Origin of the sequence: Apilactobacillus kunkeei DSM 12361 = ATCC 700308 (genome assembly GCF_001281265.1) — a bacterium.
Lineage (GTDB): Bacteria > Bacillota > Bacilli > Lactobacillales > Lactobacillaceae > Apilactobacillus > Apilactobacillus kunkeei.
In genome coordinates this window covers 166145-186145 of sequence record NZ_JXDB01000007.1, presented here as the reverse complement: position 1 = coordinate 186145, position 20001 = coordinate 166145, and the positions used below count along the sequence as shown (strand labels likewise).

20 protein-coding genes and 1 other annotated feature are annotated in these 20001 nt (G+C 35.2%); of the genes, 18 read left to right on the top strand and 2 right to left on the bottom strand.

Annotated elements, in window-relative coordinates; all coding sequences use genetic code 11:
- Positions 1–82 precede the first annotated feature (82 nt).
- The 13 genes from RZ79_RS03770 (at position 83) to RZ79_RS03710 (ending at position 13155) form a co-directional block, all read left to right on the top strand.
- Positions 83–1291: a CCA tRNA nucleotidyltransferase gene (locus tag RZ79_RS03770; protein ID WP_054450064.1), complete on the top strand. Its 1209-nt coding sequence runs from the start codon at positions 83–85 to the stop codon at positions 1289–1291.
- Between the two features lie 4 nt (positions 1292–1295).
- Positions 1296–3200, top strand: a complete 1905-nt coding sequence (locus tag RZ79_RS03765; protein WP_054450063.1) for an ABC-F family ATP-binding cassette domain-containing protein — start codon at positions 1296–1298, stop codon at positions 3198–3200.
- 10 nt (positions 3201–3210) lie between these two features.
- A complete protein-coding gene (locus RZ79_RS03760) occupies positions 3211–4161 on the top strand; it encodes a thymidylate synthase (RefSeq protein ID WP_034533914.1) in 951 nt (316 codons plus the stop codon).
- 22 nt (positions 4162–4183) lie between these two features.
- A complete protein-coding gene (locus tag RZ79_RS03755) occupies positions 4184–4675 on the top strand; it encodes a dihydrofolate reductase (protein ID WP_054450060.1) in 492 nt (163 codons plus the stop codon).
- 56 nt (positions 4676–4731) lie between these two features.
- Positions 4732–5616, top strand: coding sequence for a GDSL-type esterase/lipase family protein (locus RZ79_RS03750; protein WP_054450059.1), 885 nt, complete (start codon positions 4732–4734; stop codon positions 5614–5616).
- Between the two features lie 11 nt (positions 5617–5627).
- Positions 5628–6218 (top strand): YpmS family protein, encoded by a 591-nt coding sequence (locus RZ79_RS03745; RefSeq protein WP_053792735.1) that lies wholly within the window; start codon positions 5628–5630, stop codon positions 6216–6218.
- 10 nt (positions 6219–6228) lie between these two features.
- Positions 6229–6447, top strand: a complete 219-nt coding sequence (locus RZ79_RS03740) for a YozE family protein (RefSeq protein ID WP_034530821.1) — start codon at positions 6229–6231, stop codon at positions 6445–6447.
- 82 nt (positions 6448–6529) lie between these two features.
- Positions 6530–7387 carry a ribosome biogenesis GTPase YlqF gene (gene ylqF / locus RZ79_RS03735; protein WP_054450057.1) on the top strand — a complete coding sequence of 286 codons (858 nt, stop codon included), beginning with the start codon at positions 6530–6532 and terminating at the stop codon, positions 7385–7387.
- A gap of 2 nt (positions 7388–7389) precedes the next feature.
- Positions 7390–8154 carry a ribonuclease HII gene (locus tag RZ79_RS03730; RefSeq protein WP_054450055.1) on the top strand — a complete coding sequence of 255 codons (765 nt, stop codon included), beginning with the start codon at positions 7390–7392 and terminating at the stop codon, positions 8152–8154.
- 40 nt (positions 8155–8194) lie between these two features.
- Positions 8195–9073, top strand: coding sequence for a DNA-processing protein DprA (gene dprA, locus RZ79_RS03725; protein WP_054450053.1), 879 nt, complete (start codon positions 8195–8197; stop codon positions 9071–9073).
- A 52-nt stretch (positions 9074–9125) separates the two neighbouring features.
- Positions 9126–11234 carry a type I DNA topoisomerase gene (gene topA, locus RZ79_RS03720; RefSeq protein ID WP_054450051.1) on the top strand — a complete coding sequence of 703 codons (2109 nt, stop codon included), beginning with the start codon at positions 9126–9128 and terminating at the stop codon, positions 11232–11234.
- A 66-nt stretch (positions 11235–11300) separates the two neighbouring features.
- On the top strand, positions 11301–12212 hold the full coding sequence (gene xerC / locus RZ79_RS03715) for a tyrosine recombinase XerC (protein WP_054450050.1): 912 nt from the start codon (positions 11301–11303) through the stop codon (positions 12210–12212).
- 67 nt (positions 12213–12279) lie between these two features.
- Entirely contained in the window at positions 12280–13155 is an 876-nt protein-coding gene (locus RZ79_RS03710) for an aldose 1-epimerase family protein (protein ID WP_225428466.1), read from the top strand.
- A 45-nt stretch (positions 13156–13200) separates the two neighbouring features.
- On the opposite strand, the gene yidC is transcribed toward RZ79_RS03710, so the two are convergent.
- Both yidC and RZ79_RS03700 read right to left on the bottom strand, forming a co-directional pair.
- Positions 13201–14130 carry a membrane protein insertase YidC gene (gene yidC / locus RZ79_RS03705; RefSeq protein ID WP_054450048.1) on the bottom strand — a complete coding sequence of 310 codons (930 nt, stop codon included), beginning with the start codon at positions 14128–14130 and terminating at the stop codon, positions 13201–13203.
- A gap of 75 nt (positions 14131–14205) precedes the next feature.
- Positions 14206–14481, bottom strand: coding sequence for an acylphosphatase (locus RZ79_RS03700; RefSeq protein WP_054450046.1), 276 nt, complete (start codon positions 14479–14481; stop codon positions 14206–14208).
- Between the two features lie 102 nt (positions 14482–14583).
- Between RZ79_RS03700 and RZ79_RS03695 the strand changes: the two genes are divergently transcribed.
- The 5 genes from RZ79_RS03695 to pheT all read left to right on the top strand — a co-directional run bounded on the left by RZ79_RS03695 (position 14584) and on the right by pheT (position 19990).
- Positions 14584–15354 carry a TrmH family RNA methyltransferase gene (locus RZ79_RS03695; protein WP_054450043.1) on the top strand — a complete coding sequence of 257 codons (771 nt, stop codon included), beginning with the start codon at positions 14584–14586 and terminating at the stop codon, positions 15352–15354.
- A gap of 24 nt (positions 15355–15378) precedes the next feature.
- Entirely contained in the window at positions 15379–15906 is a 528-nt protein-coding gene (locus RZ79_RS03690; protein WP_054450042.1) for an HD domain-containing protein, read from the top strand.
- Entirely contained in the window at positions 15885–16232 is a 348-nt protein-coding gene (locus tag RZ79_RS03685; protein WP_053795459.1) for a winged helix-turn-helix transcriptional regulator, read from the top strand. The genes RZ79_RS03690 and RZ79_RS03685 overlap by 22 nt, the downstream gene beginning before the upstream one ends.
- Positions 16233–16267: 35 nt before the next feature.
- Positions 16268–16486, top strand: a binding site (T-box leader).
- A gap of 39 nt (positions 16487–16525) precedes the next feature.
- Entirely contained in the window at positions 16526–17566 is a 1041-nt protein-coding gene (gene pheS / locus RZ79_RS03680; protein ID WP_054450040.1) for a phenylalanine--tRNA ligase subunit alpha, read from the top strand.
- Positions 17567–17578: 12 nt separating this feature from the next.
- A complete protein-coding gene (gene pheT, locus RZ79_RS03675; RefSeq protein ID WP_054450038.1) occupies positions 17579–19990 on the top strand; it encodes a phenylalanine--tRNA ligase subunit beta in 2412 nt (803 codons plus the stop codon).
- Positions 19991–20001 lie beyond the last annotated feature (11 nt).

The following is a 20001-nucleotide window of genomic DNA, read 5'->3' as shown; positions in this document are numbered from 1 at the left end:
AAAGTTAGTAAACTTCAATCTGTAAATTGTAATGCTAATCTGTTAGTATTTAATATAGATTGTATTGAGAGTAGGTATAAAGATGAAGATAGAAAACTTACCGAACGAATTTGAAAAAGCTCGTCCAGTCATGCAAAAAATTGAAGATGCTGGTTTTGAAGCTTATTTTGTTGGCGGAAGTGTTCGTGACACAATATTAGGACTAGACATTCATGATGTTGATATCGCAACGAGTGCTTACCCAGAAGAAATTAAAAAAATATTCAAAAAAACCGTGGATACCGGAATTGAACACGGGACGGTAATGGTGATTCATGAAAAAAAAGGTTATGAAATTACCACCTTTAGAACCGAGTCAGGATACCAAGACTATAGACGTCCGGACAAAGTTGAATTTGTAAGATCGCTTGCGGAAGATTTAAAGCGTCGTGACTTTACAATTAATGCATTTGCGATGAGAGAAAACGGGGATGTTACTGATTTATTCGATGGTTTAAGCGATTTAAAAAATCATCTAATTAGAGCAGTTGGTAATCCTAATGAACGTTTCCATGAAGATGCATTAAGAATGATGCGTGCAGTTAGATTTGCCAGCAAACTAGACTTTGATATTGAATCTAAAACACTAGCGGCAATCAAATCAAACAGTGCATTGTTAGAAAAAATTGCGGTAGAAAGAATTTACACCGAATTTCTTAAGATGATGATGGCCAAAAGACCTAAGCAAGGTATTTTAGACATGATTAATACAGATATGTATAAATACGTTCCCGGATTTGCTATTCATCAAAACGAGTTAGAAGCAATTGCTAAGCTTGATGATTTAAACTTATCCGACGAGGTTTCGGTATGGTCATTACTATCATTTGAATTTGGTCTTGATCGAACAAGTATTACTAGTCTCCTAAAGTCATGGAAGGCTTCTAACGACATCATTAAGAAAACAGAAATTTGTACAAAGGCTGTAGAAAAGCTAAGGGATGATTCTCTAGACAAATGGTCAATGTATGAAACTGGTGAGGAACTTCTAGTTTTGGCTAACCAAATTGCTAAAATGTATGGATTTGCCAAATCCGAAGAAGACTTAATAGCTCAATACGATGCTTTACCAATCAAAAACAAAAAAGAAATTGCAGTCAATGGTGGCGATTTGATTAAGAACGGTATTGTCAAACCGGGTCCGGCATTGGGTAAAATATTATATGCAATTGAGACTGGAATCGTGAACGGAGAATTCCAAAATGAAAAAGCTGAATTAATTGAAGCTGCGAAAAAAATTGTGAAAGAGTGATTACATGCAAACGTTAAGAGCGGAAGCTTTAACTAAAACATATGGTGAAAAGACCTTATTCAAGGATCTAGATTTAATTATCAACGAACAAGATCGAATTGGTTTAATTGGGACCAATGGTAGTGGTAAGTCATCACTTTTAAATGTTTTATCACAGGAAGATATTGATTCTACTGGTGAAATTATTACCTCAAAGACATACACAATTGGTTACTTAAAACAACAACCTAAATTGGACGAATCATTAACCATTTTAGAAGCTGTGTTTGCCGGAAGTCAGGATATTTTTAATACCATCAGAAGATATGAACAAACCTTACAAAGCTATTCCAATCATCCAGATGATCCAAAGGCAGAAAGACAATACCTTGATGCCGAAGCCAAGATGAACGAAGAAGATGCATGGAATGCTGAAAACGACGTTAAGACCATCTTGACCCAACTAAAAATTGATGATGTTAACCAAGTGGTTAGCACATTATCTGGAGGTCAAAAGAGACGTGTTGGGTTAGCTCAAGTATTAATTCAATCACCTGATTTGTTAATATTAGACGAACCTACCAACCATTTAGATTTTGATTCAATCGAATGGTTACAAGAATACCTTGCTAAGTATAAGGGTGCTCTACTATTCGTAACCCACGATAGATACTTCTTAGATCAAATCGCTAACAAAATTTGGGAACTATCATTTGGAAGTCTTTACGAATATACAGGTAACTACCAAGATTACTTGGAACAAAAGGCCGAACGAGTTGACCTAGAAGTTGCTGCTGAACATAAAAAACAAAAACTTTACAAACAAGAATTAGCTTGGATGAAAAAGGGTGCTAAGGCCAGAACAACTAAACAACAAGCCAGAATTAATCGTTTTAATGACTTAAAGGAAAATGTTGGTAACTTACAAACAGAAGAAGATATTGACATCAACTTAGGTCAACAACGTCTAGGGAAAAAAGTTATCGAAATTAAGGATGCTAATCTAACTCTAAACGATAAAACGATTTTGAAGAACTTCAGTGATTTGGTTCAACGAAACGAAAGAATTGGTATTTCTGGTGAAAATGGTGCTGGTAAATCATCGCTATTAAACGTGATTACCGGTAAGTTACCATTAGATAGTGGGATCATTGAAATTGGTGAAACCGTTAAGATGGCATACTACACACAACAAACAGAACCAATTCCAGAAGACAAGCGTGTAATTAACTACTTAACAGATGTTGGTGAGCACGTTACTGATAACACAGGAAATAAGATTAGTGTTACCGACTTATTGGAACAATTCCTATTTCCAAAGTTCATGCATGGAACATTGATTCGTAAGTTGTCCGGTGGTGAAAAACGTCGTTTGTATTTATTAAAACTATTGATGCAACAACCAAATGTTTTACTACTTGATGAACCAACCAATGACCTAGATATCTCCACATTAACGGTACTAGAAGACTATATTTCGCACTTTAGTGGAACTGTAATCACCGTTTCTCATGACCGTTACTTCCTAGATAAGGTTGCAAACCGTCTTTTAATCTTTAACGGTGATGGTGATATTGAAAGTCATGTTGGATTGTTCACTGAATACTTAAAGCAAGCAGCCGAACAAAACAAGACAGAAAAGAAACAAGCACATGTTGAATATGCTGCAAAGAAAAAAGAAGAGCAACAACCAGCAGAAGAAAAGACTACCAAGAAGAAACTAACTTATGCTGAACAAATGGAATATGATCAGTTAGAAAAAGACATTGATGATTTAGATCAACAAATCAGTAAATTGAAAGAAGAAATGACCCATTTGGGAAATGATTATGATAAACTAGCTGAAACACAATTAAAGATTGATGACTTAAATAAACAGTCCGACGAAAAGATTAGTCGCTGGGAATATTTAAGCGAATATGTTGAATAGGGGTAATGACATGTTAGAAGATGCTTATTTAAATCTTGCCAAGTACGTTTTAGAAAATGGCCATCGTAAGGAAGATAGAACTGGAACAGGGACAATTAGTACATTTGGTTACCAAATGCGTTTTGACCTATCAAAAGGTTTTCCTTTATTAACTACCAAGAAGGTTCCTTTTGGCTTAATCAAGAGTGAATTATTATGGTTCTTACGCGGGGACACTAATATTCAATTCTTACTAAAGCACAAGAACCACATCTGGGATGAATGGGCTTTTAAAAACTGGGTTGAATCAGATGAATACACTGGCCCAGACATGACCGACTTCGGTTTGAGAGCTGAAAAGGATGCAGAATTTAAGAAACAATACTTAGCTGAAAAGAAAAAATTCTGTCAAAGAATCGTCGAAGATGACGACTTTGCCAAGAAATACGGTGATTTAGGACTTGTTTACGGTAGCCAATGGCGTAAATGGAAGACCACTACTGGTGGCACTATTGACCAAATTCAAAACGTAATTGATCAAATCAAGACAAATCCTGATTCAAGAAGATTAATTGTTTCAGCATGGAATCCAGAAGACATTCCGTTTGTAGCATTACCACCTTGCCACACAATGTTCCAATTCTACGTGAACGACGGTAAGTTAAGCTGTCAATTATACCAACGTTCTGGTGACATCTTCTTAGGAGTACCATTTAATATTGCAAGTTACGCACTATTAACCTCATTAATCGCTAAAGAATGCGGATTAGAACCTGGTGAATTTATCCATACTTTAGGGGATGCTCATATTTACTCAAACCACGTTTCTCAAATTGAAGAACAATTGAGTAGAGAACCATACGAAGCACCTAAGCTATGGTTAAATCCTGACAAGGAAAGTATTTTTGATTACGACATGGACGACATTAAAGTAATCGATTATAAGCACCATGATCCAATCAAGGCACCAGTTGCTGTATAAATAATAAAGGGGACTATTACTAATGATTTCATTTTTATGGGCTGAATCAGATAATCATATTATTGGTTTAAATGGTGGATTACCATGGCATTTACCAGCTGATATGAAATATTTTAAGGAAACTACCACACACCAAATCATCATGGCAGGAAGAACAACATACGAAAGCTTTAAGCGTCCACTACCAAACCGTTTAAACACCGTATTAACTAGTCATGATAAAAGTGAATATCCTAACGACGTTGTTGTCTTTAACACGTTAGAAGAATTTCTAGCTTTTGCTAAAAAGTTTAGTGATAAGGAAATTTTCGTTGTTGGTGGTGCTAAGATTTTTGCTGAATTACTTCCATACGTTGATCGTTTATACAGGACCGTAATTGATTACGACTTTGAAGGTGATACTCAAATGCCAGAGATTGATTACAGTCAATTTGATTTAGTATCAACCAAAGAAGGAATCATTGATGATAAGAACATTTATCCATACCGTTTTGAAATATTTGAACGTAAATAAAATAATAAAAAAAGGTTATGGATTGCTACATAACCTTTTTTTATGGGGTGATTATTATGAAAAAAGTATTTAAATTCATACTATTTTTGATCGTAGTATTTGGAATTGCCGGTGTGAGCTACCAAGTTTATTCAAACGTTAGACACAAGACTAAAATCACGAATGTTAACAAGAACAAAAAAATATCCATCGTTGCGTTAGGTGATTCATTAACACAGGGAGTTGGTGACCCTAAAAAAGCCGGTGGCTATGTATCAAGAACTAAACAGGCATTGGATAAAAAGGGTTATAAGCACGTTACAACAGTTAACTATGGAATTGCTGGACAACGTAGTGATCAAATTGATAAGCGTGTTCAAAACAACGTTAAAGGCCTTTCAAGTAGTTTGAAAAAGGCCAACATTATTGTTCTAACCGTTGGTGGTAATGACTTGCTACAAAGTCTACAAAGTAACGCTTTAGTTGATGGTAAAGCTAAGTTTAATAGTAGAATGAAGCAAGCCTCTATCACTTATCAAGCCAAAGTGAATAGATTAATGAATGATATCAGAAAAGAAAATAAAAAGGCACCAATCTACGTGTTTGGTATTTATAATCCAATCTATGTATACTTTGCAAATGTTGATGTGATTAATCAATACGTTAAGAAGTACAACCAAATTACAAACGGTGTTGTGCTAAGAAATAAAAAAGCTCATTTTGTTGACATCACACCACTATCATATGGACAATATAAGAGTAAGGCCCAAAAAGAAAAGTTAGTTGAATCAAGTGATGAAGTAACTTTTAATCCATTGGACATTTTAAAATTAGATGATACTAAGGGCGAGTTAAATAATTATATTTCCCCAGATGATCATTTCCATCCAAATGATAAGGGATATAACTACATGACCAACAGACTCGTATCACAATTATTTAGATTTAATGACTGGAATTAGAGGCAATTGTAATGGAAAAAGCAAAAGAGAAAAAACTATTTAAGTACCTATTCATTTTATTAGTAATCGTACTACTTGGTGGTGCATTCTATGCTTGGAAGCAAATGAATAGTGAAACCGTAAATCCACAAATGGGAACAGCGTCAAAAAACAATACACCAATTAGTGTTAGTTTGAATAAAAAACAAATTAACGCATTATCAAGTTACTACCTAGAAAAGTTCGAAAAGAAAGAAAAAAACATGGACTATAAGTTCTGGGTAGACAAACAAGCCTACGTTTATGGTAAGATTACCATCTTAGGTTCCAAAGTCGGATACCTATTAAGTTTGGATCCACACTTATTAAGCAATGGTGATGTGGAACTAACTGCAAGTAAACTTGAAGTTGGTAAGTTAAATGTACCACCTCGTTTTGTAATTGGTTATGTTGGCAAACATTACAACATTCCAAAATGGGTCGAATTAGATAGCAAGAACAGTCGTATCATCTTGCATGTCAACAAATTAGGTGGTAAGAAAGAACTTTCATACCAAGCTAATAAAATTGATATGAATGGTGACGGTGACTTTGAATTTAAAGTCTTAATTCCTAATCAATAAAGGAGCAACTATGAAAAGTTTTTACCAGTATTTAATGACTGAACGTAATCCTAAGAGTACCGAAGCGGTTGCTCAATTTGCAAACAACGCATTTTACGATCAATCATTTCCCAAGCAATCTACTGATTATGATGAAATTTCAGAATACTTGGAAGAAAATGCTAGTTATTTACCAAGTATGACAATTTTTGATGATGCTTGGATGGATTTTCAAAATAGTAAACACTAAAAAATGAACCTATTAATTTAGGTTCATTTTTTGGTGATTAATATAGTACAATTAATATATATAAGTTAGGAGCGGATAAAATATGATTCAATGGTTTCCAGGACATATGGCGAAAGCAATTCGTCAATTTGAAGAAAATATTCATTTAGTAGATATTGTATTTGAACTAGTGGATGCAAGATGCCCATTTAGTTCAGTCAACCCGGAAGTAGCAAGAATTAGTCAAGGAAAACCTAGATTAATGATTCTTACAAAGGCAGATTTGGCAAACCCAAACATTACCAACCAATGGTTATCATACTTTAAGAATCAAGGATATGCAGCAATTGCAATTGATTCAAAGAAAAACACCACTGGTAAATACATCACCAAGGTTGTTAAGGATCTTTTAGCTGATAAGATTGATGATGCTAAGGAAAGAGGATTCGATAAGAAGGTTATTCGTGCAATCTGTGTTGGTGTTCCAAACGTTGGTAAGTCAACATTGTTGAACCAAATTGTTAAGAGACGTGCCGCCCAAGTTGGTAACCGTGCCGGAGTTACTAAGGGTCAACAATGGCTAAAATCTAGTGACGAACTAGAATTATTGGATACTCCAGGTATCTTATGGCCTAAGTTTCAAAATGATGACATTGCTAACAAGCTAGCGATGACAGGAGCGATTAAGGACAGCATTTACCACAGTGATGATGTTGGTTTGTTTGCTCTTCATTTCTTTAGAACCACTAATCCAAAAGAGTTAATCAATCGTTACCACCTATCAGAAGATGATATGGACCTATCTGATGTTGATTTACTACTAAAGATTACTAAAAAAGTCGGCATGCAAGATGATTACGAAAGAGCTTCAATGAGAATTATTTTAGATTCCAGAAAAGGTAAGATTGGTCGTTTTACTCTAGATAATGTTAACGACCTATCTACAGAAGAGGAAGAATAAAAATGGCTGAATCAATCAAAGATATTAAAGAAATTTTAAAATCTGTTGATGATATAAATTCGGAATTACTGCAAAAATATAAAGATGATAGCAGAGTCGGAGTGCAAAAATTAATTACACAGCGTGTTAAACAGATTGAGAAAATAAATCATGAGATAGAGGAATTTCATCAAAGATTAAAGTATGAACATGAATTTTGGAATGAGGGAATTAATGTCATTGCTGGAGTCGATGAAGTTGGAAGAGGACCACTAGCTGGACCGGTTGTCACATGTGCAGTGATACTACCTCATGATTTTGATGTCTACGAAGTTAATGATTCAAAGCAACTTTCTGAAAAGAAGAGATATGAATTAGCTGACCAAATTAAAGCTAAGTCAATTGATTATTCATATGGAATTGCTGATAACAAGTTAATTGATGATATTAATATCTATGAAGCAACTAGAGTAGCGATGAAAGAAGCGGTATTGGGATTAAAAGAATTACCACAAGAAATCATCGTTGATGCAATGCAAATTGATGTTGATATCCATCAACTTAAATTGATTAAGGGTGATGCAAAGAGCGCCAGTGTTTCTGCTGCCAGCATCCTAGCCAAGACCTATCGTGATGACTTAATGAAACAATACGATCAGCAATATCCAGAATACGATTTTGCCAACAATGCCGGTTATGGTACCAAGAAGCACTTAGACGCTTTACACAAGTATGGAGCAACGCCAATTCATCGAAGAAGTTTTAAACCAGTTTCTGATTTATTTTAGTCACTTTTATCGTATATACCTTGTAAAACTGGAGGTATATATGAAAACAAGAGAATTATTATTAAAACTAAAATTAGCTAAGAGCATCGGTATTAAATCAGAATATCGATTTTATCGATGGCTAAAAAGCACTTATGAAGTAATTCCTGATGAGTTAAATATGACTGCTGAAGAGATTGCAGAAACATTAATGTTATCTAAAAATAAATCAAAAACATTTATTAATTTCTATAATAGTGATAAATTAAATAGTGAACTTGATCATCATATAAATCATGTTAAATGGCTAACCATTATAGATGACTTATATCCGGAGAAACTAAAAGAAGCATATTTGCCACCAATTGTGTTATTTTACTTTGGTGATTTAAGGCTTTTGGAAAATAAAGCATTAGCAATTGTTGGTTCTAGAAATAATACTGAGTATTCTGTTGAGGTAATTAGGCGTTTAATGCCTGATGTTATTAATAACGGAATCACGATTGTTTCTGGACTAGCCAAGGGAGTTGATAGACTTGCTCACTTGGCAGCAATTGCCAATCATGGTAAAACGATTGCTGTGATTGGAACCGGTTTAGATCAATATTATCCAAGAGAAAATGAATCTCTACAACGAGCGATTGCAAAAAATCATTTGTTGCTAAGCGAATATCCAGTTGGTTGTCGGCCAGCAAGGTATCATTTTCCGGAAAGAAATCGAATTATAGCTGGATTGGTACGTTCTATCCTGGTAACTGAAGCCAAGTATAGATCAGGTAGTTTAATCACCGCTAATTTAGCACTACAAAATAACCGAAACGTCCTAGCAGTCCCAGGAAGGATTGATAGCGAGTTATCGGTTGGTTGTAATGATTTAATTCAGGCTGGTGCCAAACCAGTAATTACTGCCAAAGACATATTAGAAGAATATAAATATTAATAATTAGCCTTTGGGAGATATTAAAAAAGAAATAAAATGACGAGGGATGTAAATGGCGACTACTACAAAATCAACAACAAAGAAAAAAAGACAGTCGGCAAAAAAGAAACTAGTGATTGTCGAATCTCCAACCAAGGCTAAAACAATTCAAAAATACCTAGGTAGAACCTACCGTGTTATTGCTAGTAAGGGTCACGTTAGAGATCTGCCAAAGAGTAAGATGGGGGTCGACGTCGATAACGATTTTGAACCTCACTACATCTCTATTCGTGGTAAGGGCGAAACAATCAAGGAACTAAAGGCTGAAGCAAAAAAAGCCAAAAATGTTTATCTCGCATCTGACCCGGATAGAGAGGGAGAATCTATCGCATGGCATCTATCACACTTGCTTGGATTGAAAGAAGACGATAAGAATCGTGTTGCTTTCCATGAAATTACTAAGGATGCCGTTAAGGAAGCATTTAAGAACCCTCGAGAAATTGACATGAACTTAGTTGATGCTCAACAAGCTCGTCGTGTTTTAGACCGTTTAGTGGGTTACTCAATTTCTCCATTACTATGGAAAAAGGTTAAAAAGGGTCTAAGTGCCGGACGTGTTCAATCAATCGCTTTGTGGTTGATTATCCAAAGAGAACGTGAAATCAAAGAATTCGTTCCAAAGGAATACTGGACCATCGATGCCGACATGAAGAAGGGTCGAGAAGCATTCAAGGCCAGTTTTTACGGAGTGAACGCTAAGAAGACTGAACTAAACAGTAATGATGAAGTTCAAGCTGTGTTGTCTAAATTCGATAAGAACAAACCATTTGAGGTTCAAAACGTTGTTAAAAAGGAACGTAAGAGACAACCTCAACCACCATTTACTACTAGTACAATGCAACAAGACGCCAACGTTAAGTTGAACTTCAAGACAGGAAAGACAATGATGGCGGCTCAACAATTGTATGAAGGTATCAATATTGGTAAAGATGGTAACCAAGGTTTGATTACTTACATGAGAACTGATTCAACTAGAATTTCTGCTTTAGCTAAGCACGAAGCATCCGAATTTATTCACGATAATTATGGTGCTGAGTTTGCAGCAACTAAACCAGTTAAGGGTAAATTACCAGAAGGTGCTCAAGACGCCCATGAAGCGATTCGTCCAACTTCTGTTAAGAGAACTCCAGCAAGCCTAAAACAATATCTAACCAATGATCAATACAAGCTATACAACTTGATTTGGTCAAGATTCATGGCTAGTCAAATGACACCTGCTATCATGGATACCATGACAGTAGACATGGAACAAAATGGTGTTGATTTCAGAGCAAACGGTTCAAAGCTTAAGTTCGAAGGTTTCCTAAAGGTTTACAACAAGGGAAAAGAAAAAGATAATATCTTACCTGACCTAGCCAAGGGTGACGAAGTGAAGATGGCTAAGAACAATCCGGATCAACACTTCACTCAACCACCTGCTAGATACAGTGAAGCTAAGCTAATCAGAACACTTGAAGAAAACGGTGTAGGTAGACCATCTACCTTCGCGCCAACTTTGAGTACGATTCAAAAGAGATACTATGTTAAGTTAGTTGGTAGAAGATTCGAACCTACTGAATTAGGTGAAATCGTTAATAACATTATCGAAGAATACTTCCCTGATATCGTTAACATCGAATTTACTGCCGACCTTGAAAATAACTTAGATGAAATTGAAGACGCTAAGCAAAACTGGGTTGAAGTTGTCGATAAGTACTTCAGACCATTTGAAAAAGAAGTTAAGAACGCCGAAAAGAACATGGAAGATGTTCAAATTAAAGACGAACCAGCTGGTTACAACTGTGAAGTCTGTGGTGCTCCAATGGTTATCAAGATGGGAAGATATGGTAAGTTCTATGCTTGTTCTAGATTCCCAGATTGTCGAAATACACAAGCTATCGTTAAAAAGATTGGTGTTACATGTCCAAAATGTAAGAAGGGCGATGTTATTGAACGTAAATCAAAGAAGAATCGTATCTTCTATGGTTGTTCAAGATATCCTGAATGTGATTTTGTTACATGGGATAAACCAATCGGAAGAGACTGTCCTAAGGATGGAAATTTCTTGGTAGAAAAGAAGATTAAAGGTGGTACCCAAGTGGTATGTCCTAACGGCGATTACGAAGAAGCCGTACAAAAATAGTTAATAGCCCCTAAAGATTTAAAACTCTTAGGGGCTATTAGTTTAATAAGATAAGAGAGATAGCCAATGAAAAAATATCAAGATGAAGAATTAATTGAATGGTACATGAAATATTTAATCAATGAACGTCAATATTCTGATAACACAGCAATTGCTTATCAATCTGATATCAATGAATTTGTAAAAACATTAGGGGAAGAAAATCGTAGCTTACAGCAAACCGATGATTTGGATGTCAGTAACTACCTTACGATTTTGAAGCAATGCGATGAAAGTAGAAATACTGTCATCAGAAAGATTTCATCACTTCGTTCATTCTTTCATTTTTTGGAACGAAACGATGTTGTCTCACAAAATCCGTTTGATCAGGTGAACTTAAAAAAGCATCCTAATCATTTACCGCGCTTCTTTTATCAAAAGGAACTATATGAGCTATTTGAAGCGGCCAAGCGTGGTAAAAGTGAGATTCTTAGTTACAGAAATTATGCAATTATTGAAATCCTGTACGATACGGGGATGCGTGTGAGCGAATGTGTTAACTTGCAGTTTAGCGATATCGATTTTGATAATCGGATTATCAAGGTAATTGGTAAGGGAAATAAACAAAGATACTTACCATTTGGTAACTATTTGATTAAGGCTTTAAAACAATATCAAACTAACTGTCGCGATTTGTTAGTTAATAAGTATCACAAACACCATGATTATGTGTTCGTAAACCAATACGGTGACGAATTAACAAGTCGTGGAGTAGAATACATTTTAGATGAGATTGTTAAGCAAACATCTTTAACAACCAATATTCATCCGCATATGTTAAGACATACGTTTGCTACTGAAATGCTTAATAATGGTGCTGATTTACGGACAGTTCAAGAGTTATTAGGACATAGCAGTTTATCAACGACACAAATTTATACTCACGTTTCTAACGAGCATTTGTTGCGTGATTATAATAAGTTTTTTCCAAGATCTTAACATAACAATTGCAAAATGAAAGCGCTTTATTGTAAAATGTAGTTAGAAACTTGTTAGGGGAGAGACTATGATTAAAACAATTAGTAATGAACACCTAAAAGTGAAAATTAATACGCATGGTGCTGAAATTAACAGTGTTAAAAGTACTGATGGATTAGAATACATTTGGTCCGGTGATAAAAAGTATTGGGCTCGTCATGCGCCAATTTTATTTCCAATTGTTGGACGTCTAAAAGATAATCAATACACTTACGACGGCAAGACTTATGAAATGGGTCAGCATGGATTCGCAAGAGATATGGAATTTCATGTATTAGACCAAGGTAGTGATTGGATTGATTTGCAACTTGTTAGTAACGAAGAAACTAAGAAGATGTATCCTTTTGCTTTCAAACTAGTTATTCACTATCAATTGGATAATCATAAGTTGTCTACTAACATTAACGTTTTTAATACCGACACCAAAGAAATGTACTTTTCAGTAGGTGCCCATCCAGCATTCAACGTGCCATTGATGAATGATGGAAGTGAACAATACGACGATTATTCTGTTAAGTTTGCTAATAAAGGAACATATGACCAAATTCAATTTGATGTTCCATATGCCAACCTTGAAAAAGTTGAAAAAATAGAATTAGATCAACCAATTAAACTATCACATGAATTGTTTTATGATGATGCTAAGGTAGTTGAAATTAAGAATGAAGAGTTTACAACTATTCTATCTAATGACGTTTCAGATCATGGAGTATCTATGACTGCCTACGATATTGAATACGGTGGATTATGGTCTGCAAAAGACGCACCATTCGTTTGTCTTGAACCATGGTGGGGAATCGCAGACGATGTTCATACAGACGGAAAAATTGAACATAAAGTCGGCATTAATAAGATTAGTCCAGACAAAAAGTTCACTGCTAAGTATGATTTATTATTCTTCTAAAAAATATGTAATAAAAAAACACCTTTTTAAAAGGTGTTTTTTGTTTTATCTATTTTGTTTTCCTGAATTACGTTTTCTCAAATCTTCATGGTTATCATGTTCTTCAACCGTTTTGATTTGTTCATGTTCTTCTGATGAATCTTCCTCTTCTACATCGTGTAGAATGACTTTTTCATCGCTTTGCGCTTGAGCAGCTGCTTGTGCGGCAACTTCTGCTCTGATCTTTGGACGGTACATGTTAATGATTAATGTTTGTAAACAAGCAAATAAACCACTAATAAAGAAGTAAATACCTAATCCGGCAGGAGCACTGAATGTTACCAACACAATCATGATTGGTGTAAAGTATGCCATCATCTTCATTTGTTTCTTTTGATCTTCTGGAAGACCTAAAGTCATCAAGTATCCTTGAAGAACGTATGCTAAGAATGACAATACAACCAAGATTAAACTCTTGTCACCAAGTTTTACACCTAAGAACATAGTGTGTGAAACTTCTGGTGAGAAACGAATTCCGTTATATAAGGCAAGGTAAATTGGCATTTGAATGATTAATGGTAGACAACCAATACCCCCAGCCATGCTAATGTTGTTATCCTTATATAGTTGCATCATTTCTTGTTGAATCTTCATTTGTTCTTCTTTTGAAGAAGCGTTTTTTTGTCTTTCTTGAATTTCTTGCATCTTAGGCTTGATGAAGCTCATCTTTTCTTGCATGATAGTAGACTTCTTAGTTTGACTAATCATTGCAGGAAGCAAGATCATTCTAACGATGATAGTTAGAATGATAATCGCCCAACCATATCCGCCGAAGAATTTAGCGATAAAGTCTAGAATGTGTTGACCTGGGAGAGCAAGGTATTCATATGTAAGACCATATGGTTTACCGTTTGAATCCACACGTACACATCCTGATAAGACTAAAGCCATAACTCCAATCAAAGATAGGGCACTGAATCTCTTTAATTTTTTCATTACAAAAAACCTTTCCTGTAAATTTCATTTACAATAATACCAGAAAATTGGAATTATATCAGATAAAAACCCGAATTATTTTATTATAAACCCTTTATCATGAATTTCATTGATATTAGTTATTTTTATATTATCTACTCTGCCATAAGATGTAGGTGAATCTTTAATTTTAGAAACGAATTCATCAACTATGGATGTTTCACCGTTAACATGAATCAAGACGCTTCCATCTCTTAAGTTTTGGACAAAACCATTTAGATTCATTCTATCGGCGACTTTCTTGGTACTGTATCTAAAACCAACACCTTGAACTCTTCCAAAAACGATGATTTCAATATTTTTATTGGTCATATTGATTCCTCCTTACTAAACAATAGTAACATATATGTTTTATTTGATTATTATGCTAAAATAATAGGAAAGATAAATAACTTAAAGGGGTCATATCCAGTAATGGAAAAAATTGTTTCTGCAAAAAATGAACGAGTAAAAAAATGGTCAAAGTTAAAAACAAAAAAGGGCCGTTTAAATAGTAACCAATATATTTTGGAAAGTTGGCATTTAGTATCTGAAGCGATTAATGCTAACCAAAACGTTGAAGTTGTATTAACTACAAATAAGCAGTATGAATTACATCAAGCTGAAATTGATGCTTTTGACGGTGAAGTAATTGAAATTACCGACGATGTTTCAAAGGCATTGGGTTCAACATCAACTCCGCAAGGAATTTTTGGAATTGTTGAATTACCAAAAGAAGATCATTTTGATTCATTAGACATGTTTGGTTCTTGGTTATTGTTAGACCAAATTCAAGATCCAGGAAACATTGGAACAATGGTTAGAACTGCAGATGCGGCCGGATTTGACGGTGTTATCTTTGGTGAAGGAACATCCAGTCAATTTAATCCAAAGGTTTTACGTTCAATGCAAGGCAGTCAATTTCATTTGAAGTTACTGGAAGGTGACCTACTTGATTGGATTGGCAAGTTTAAGGAAAACGATATTCCGGTTTATGGAACAGAATTAAATCCTCAAGCAGTGAGTTATAATCAGATTGAAAAAAAGGATGCTTTTGCCTTAGTAATGGGAAATGAAGGTAATGGTATGCAAGATAAAATACTTGACCAAACCACTAAAAATTTATATATTCCTATCAAGGGAAGAGCAGAATCACTTAATGTAGCGATTGCTGCTGGAATCGCAATGTTCCATCTTAAAAAATAAATTATTGAGTTAGGAGATAGTATATTGAAAGAAGATGCATGGCGAAATGATAAAGAATATGTTAGCTATGTTTCTGATTTACTAAGCAGTCCAGAAGTCTTGAGACTAGATAACTATATCCAACATCATTCATCAACTCGTTTACAACATTGTATTCATGTTTCATATGAGAGTTATTTAATCGCTAAGAAATTCGGTTTAGATGCTAAAGCCACAGCCCGTGGTGGATTGCTGCATGACCTATTTTTCTACGATTGGCGATCAAGCAAGTTCCGCTTAGGTTCCCATGCTTATATGCACCCAAGAGTGGCGCTTAGAAATGCTGAAAAAATAACTAAGTTAAACGATAAGGAAAGAGACATTATCACTAAGCATATGTGGGGATTGACTTTAACAAAGCCCAAGTATGCTGAAAGTGTGATTGTATCACTTATCGATGATTACGATGCTATTCGAGAATATTTCGCACCAAAATACCAAAATTTAAAAAACAAAATTAAAAATAGACACTATAAAAAGGAGGTTAGTTCATGGCAAAAGAAAGTCAAATGAGCACCACAATCGATTTTCATTTGTGTCCTAAGTTTGAACAAACTTTTCAAATGCTAGGCAAGAAATGGAATGGTTTAATTATTGAAACACTATTGGTCAATGGACCACAACGTTTCAAATGTATTGCAAACGTAGTTTCTAAGTGCAGTGATCGTGTATTAGTTGAAAGACTAAAGGAACTTGAAGAAGACGGTATCATTACTCGTAAAACATTTTGCGATTCTTCATTAATTCAATATGAATTAACTGAAAAAGGTGAAGCATTGGGTCCAATCATGGAACGAATTCATGACTGGTCAGATCAATGGTGTGATATTAACGATTAACCTTGACCGACTAATGTTTTTAAGATATTATTTAATTAAATGTGTTGAAGAAAAATTAGTAGGCGACAAACAATACAGAAAGACTACATTTGATGAGAGTAGTCACAAGTCAGCTGAATTCATTTTCTGAACTGATATTGGGAGTTACAATTAACGAAAAATAATCCGGTATTCCACCGTTATGGATTTTGAGTGTATAAATTGCGAATCGCAATTTATAAACTAGGGTGGTACCGCGAAGCTTCGTCCCTTTTGGGATGAGGCTTTTTTTGTTGAAATGAGAGGAGAATACTATGTCATTAAAAGATGATTTAACCAAGTTGCGTGATGATGGAATTGCTCAAATCAATCAAGCAACCGACGTTAACGAAATTACTAAAGAAATTAAAGTTAATTTACTTGGTAAAAAAGGTCCAATTACTCAGGCACTAAGAGGTATCAAGGACTTACCAGTTGAAAAAAGACCCGAAGTTGGTAGCTATGCCAACGAAATCAGAGATGAAATTCAAAATGCTTTGGATGCAAAATTAACAGAATTAGAAAACAAGGCTTTAGAAGCACAACTAGTTGCTGAAAAAATCGATGTTACTCTTCCAAGTACTCCAGTGGCTAAGGGACATCCACATGTTATCCAATCCATTATTGATGAAATTTGTGACATGTTCACCGGTATGGGTTACGAAGTTAAAAGTGGTCCAGAAGTAGAAGAAGATAAGTATAACTTTGAAATGATGAACCTACCAAAGGATCATCCAGCCAGAGATATGCAAGATACTTTCTACATTACTAAAGAAATCTTGATGAGAACTCAAACCTCTCCTATGCAAGCAAGAACTCTTGAAAAACATGATTTCAGTAAGGGCCCATTAAAGATGATTTCACCAGGTGTTGTATACAGACGTGATACTGATGATCCTACTCATTCACACCAATTCCACCAAGTAGAAGGAATCGTGATTGATAAGAACATTACAATGGGTGACTTAAAGGGAACTCTTGAATACCTATTACACCAATTATTTGGTAACAAGTACGATATTCGTTTGAGACCAAGTTACTTCCCATTCACTGAACCATCAGTTGAGGCAGATGTTACTTGTTTCAAGTGTGATGGTAAGGGTTGTGATGTATGTAAGCACTCTGGATGGATTGAAGTTCTAGGTGCCGGAATGGTACATCCAAACGTATTGAAGATGGCCGGTGTAGATGCTGACGTATACGGTGGTTTCGCATTTGGACTAGGTCCAGATCGTTTTGCAATGTTGAAATACGGTGTTGAAGATATTCGTGATTTCTACCTAAACGACGTTAGATTTTTATCGCAATTTAATTAAGGAGAGATACTAATGAAAATTTCATACAATTGGTTAAAGGAATACATTGACTTAGATATTCCTGCTGACGAATTAGCCGAAAAAATTGAACGTTCATCAGTCGAAGTTGACTCTGTTATCAAACCTAGCGATGGACTTAAAAAAATCGTTGTAGGTAAGATTGTGGAAATGGAAAACCATCCAGATTCAGATCACTTACACATTTGCCAAGTTGATGTTGGTGAAGACGAACCAGTTCAAATTGTCTGTGGAGCTCCAAATGCTCAAGTAGGCAAGAACGTTATTACAGCATTATCTGGTGCCAGAGTTGCTGATAACATGAAGATTAAAAAATCAAAGATGCGTGGAGTTCAATCCAATGGTATGCTTTGTGCACTAGATGAAATTGGTTACCCTAAAGATGTTGTGCCAAAGGAATGGGTCGACGGTATTTACTTCTTACCAGAAGATGCTACCTTGGGTGACGATGTTTACAAGTATCTTGGTATGGATGATGCACTAATTGATTTAGATGTAACTCCTAACCGTGGTGACATGCTAAGCATTTACGGTACTGTTCATGATTTAGCTGCAATCTACAACAAGCCAGCTAAGTTTGATTTAGATAAGGTTAGCGAAACTTCAGATAAATTGACATCTGATCAAATCCAAAGTGATGTTAACGAAGAAATTGCTTGGACATACCTAAACCGTGTTGTTAATGGTGTTGAAGTAAAACCAAGTCCACTATGGATACAAGTTAGACTTTGGAATGCCGGAATTAAACCAGTAAATAACATTGTTGATATCACAAATTACTCAATGCTTAAGTTTGGTCAACCAATTCACGCGTATGACCTAGATAAACTTTCAGACAATGTATCAGTTAGATACGCTAATGACGGTGAAAAGATTACTACTTTAGATGAAAACGAAGTGGAATTAGATTCAAGCGATTTAGTAGTTGCTGATGACAACGGCCCAATCGCAATGGCTGGTGTAATTGGTGGTATGGACAGTTCAATTACTGCTGATACTAAGAACGTATTGTTCGAATGTGCTATCTTTGATCCAATTAAGGTTAGAAAAATGGCTAGAAAACACGTTATTCATACTGAAGCATCACAACGTTTTGAACGTGGTGTGGATCCAATGGCTGTTGAAGATGTTTTATCTTCAGCTAGTGAAATGGCAAGAGAAATTGCCAACGGTTCAGTTACAAGTGATGTTTTAGTTGGTAGCAAGTACGAAGCTAAGAAGGCTATTATCGAAATCTCAGTTGCTCGTATAAACCATGTCCTAGGTATGGAATTAAGTGCTGCTGAAGTGACAGACATCTTTGAAAGACTTGGTTTTGAAGTTAAGGCTACTGGTGATGATTTAGTTGTTACAGTTCCAACTAGACGTGGTGACATCCATATCCAAGCTGACTTAATTGAAGAAGTTGCTAGAATTTACGGATACGATAACCTACCAAGTACTTTACCAACAACTACTATGACAACTGGTGGTTTAAATGCTGAACAACAATTAATCAGAGACAGTCGTCACATTCTAGAAGGTTTAGGTTTAACTCATGCCATCTCATATGCTTTAACTACTGAAGAAAAAGCTAAAATGTTCATGATGGGTGAATCAGCACAAACTGATTTAAGTTACCCAATGAGCAGTGATCACACTACATTAAGAATGAACCTAGTTTCAGGACTATTAGATGACATTGCTTACAACAAGGCTAGAAAAGTTGATAACGTTGCTTTATACGAACAAGGTCGTGTCTTCCATAAGGAAAATGCAGATGTTGTTAAACCTGATGAAATTGAACACCTAGCTGGTGCAATGACTGGTTCACTAGTTGATAATTCATGGAACCAACCTGCTAAGAACGTTGATTTCTTCCTAATTAAGGGAATTGTTAATGAATACTTGGAAACAATTGGTTTAAACGGTGAAATTAGCTACGTTGCTAACGAATCATATCCAGAAATGCACCCAGGTAGAACTGCGGATATCTTTGTTCATGGTCACTATGTTGGTTTTGTGGGACAAGTTCATCCAAAGATTGCAAAACAATTTAAGATTAATGAAACTTATGTCTTTGACTTAAACCTACAAACAATCATTGACTTGCCTAAGAAAGAACAAAGCTACGAATTAGTTTCAAAATATCCTTCAATCAAGCGTGATATCGCAATGCTAATTGATAAGGATGTTGAAAACGATTTAATCGTTAAGGTAATTGAAAAACGTGGGGGAGCGTACTTAGTAGATGTTAAGTTGTTTGACTTATACGAAGGTGAACATGTTCCTGAAGATAAGAAGTCATTAGCATATTCATTAACATTCCAAAACAAGCATGATACTTTAGTTGATGATGATGTAAATAATGCAATGGAAAAAGTGCAAAGAAATCTTGAAAAAGAATTCAATGTAGAAATACGTTAATTTTTAAATGG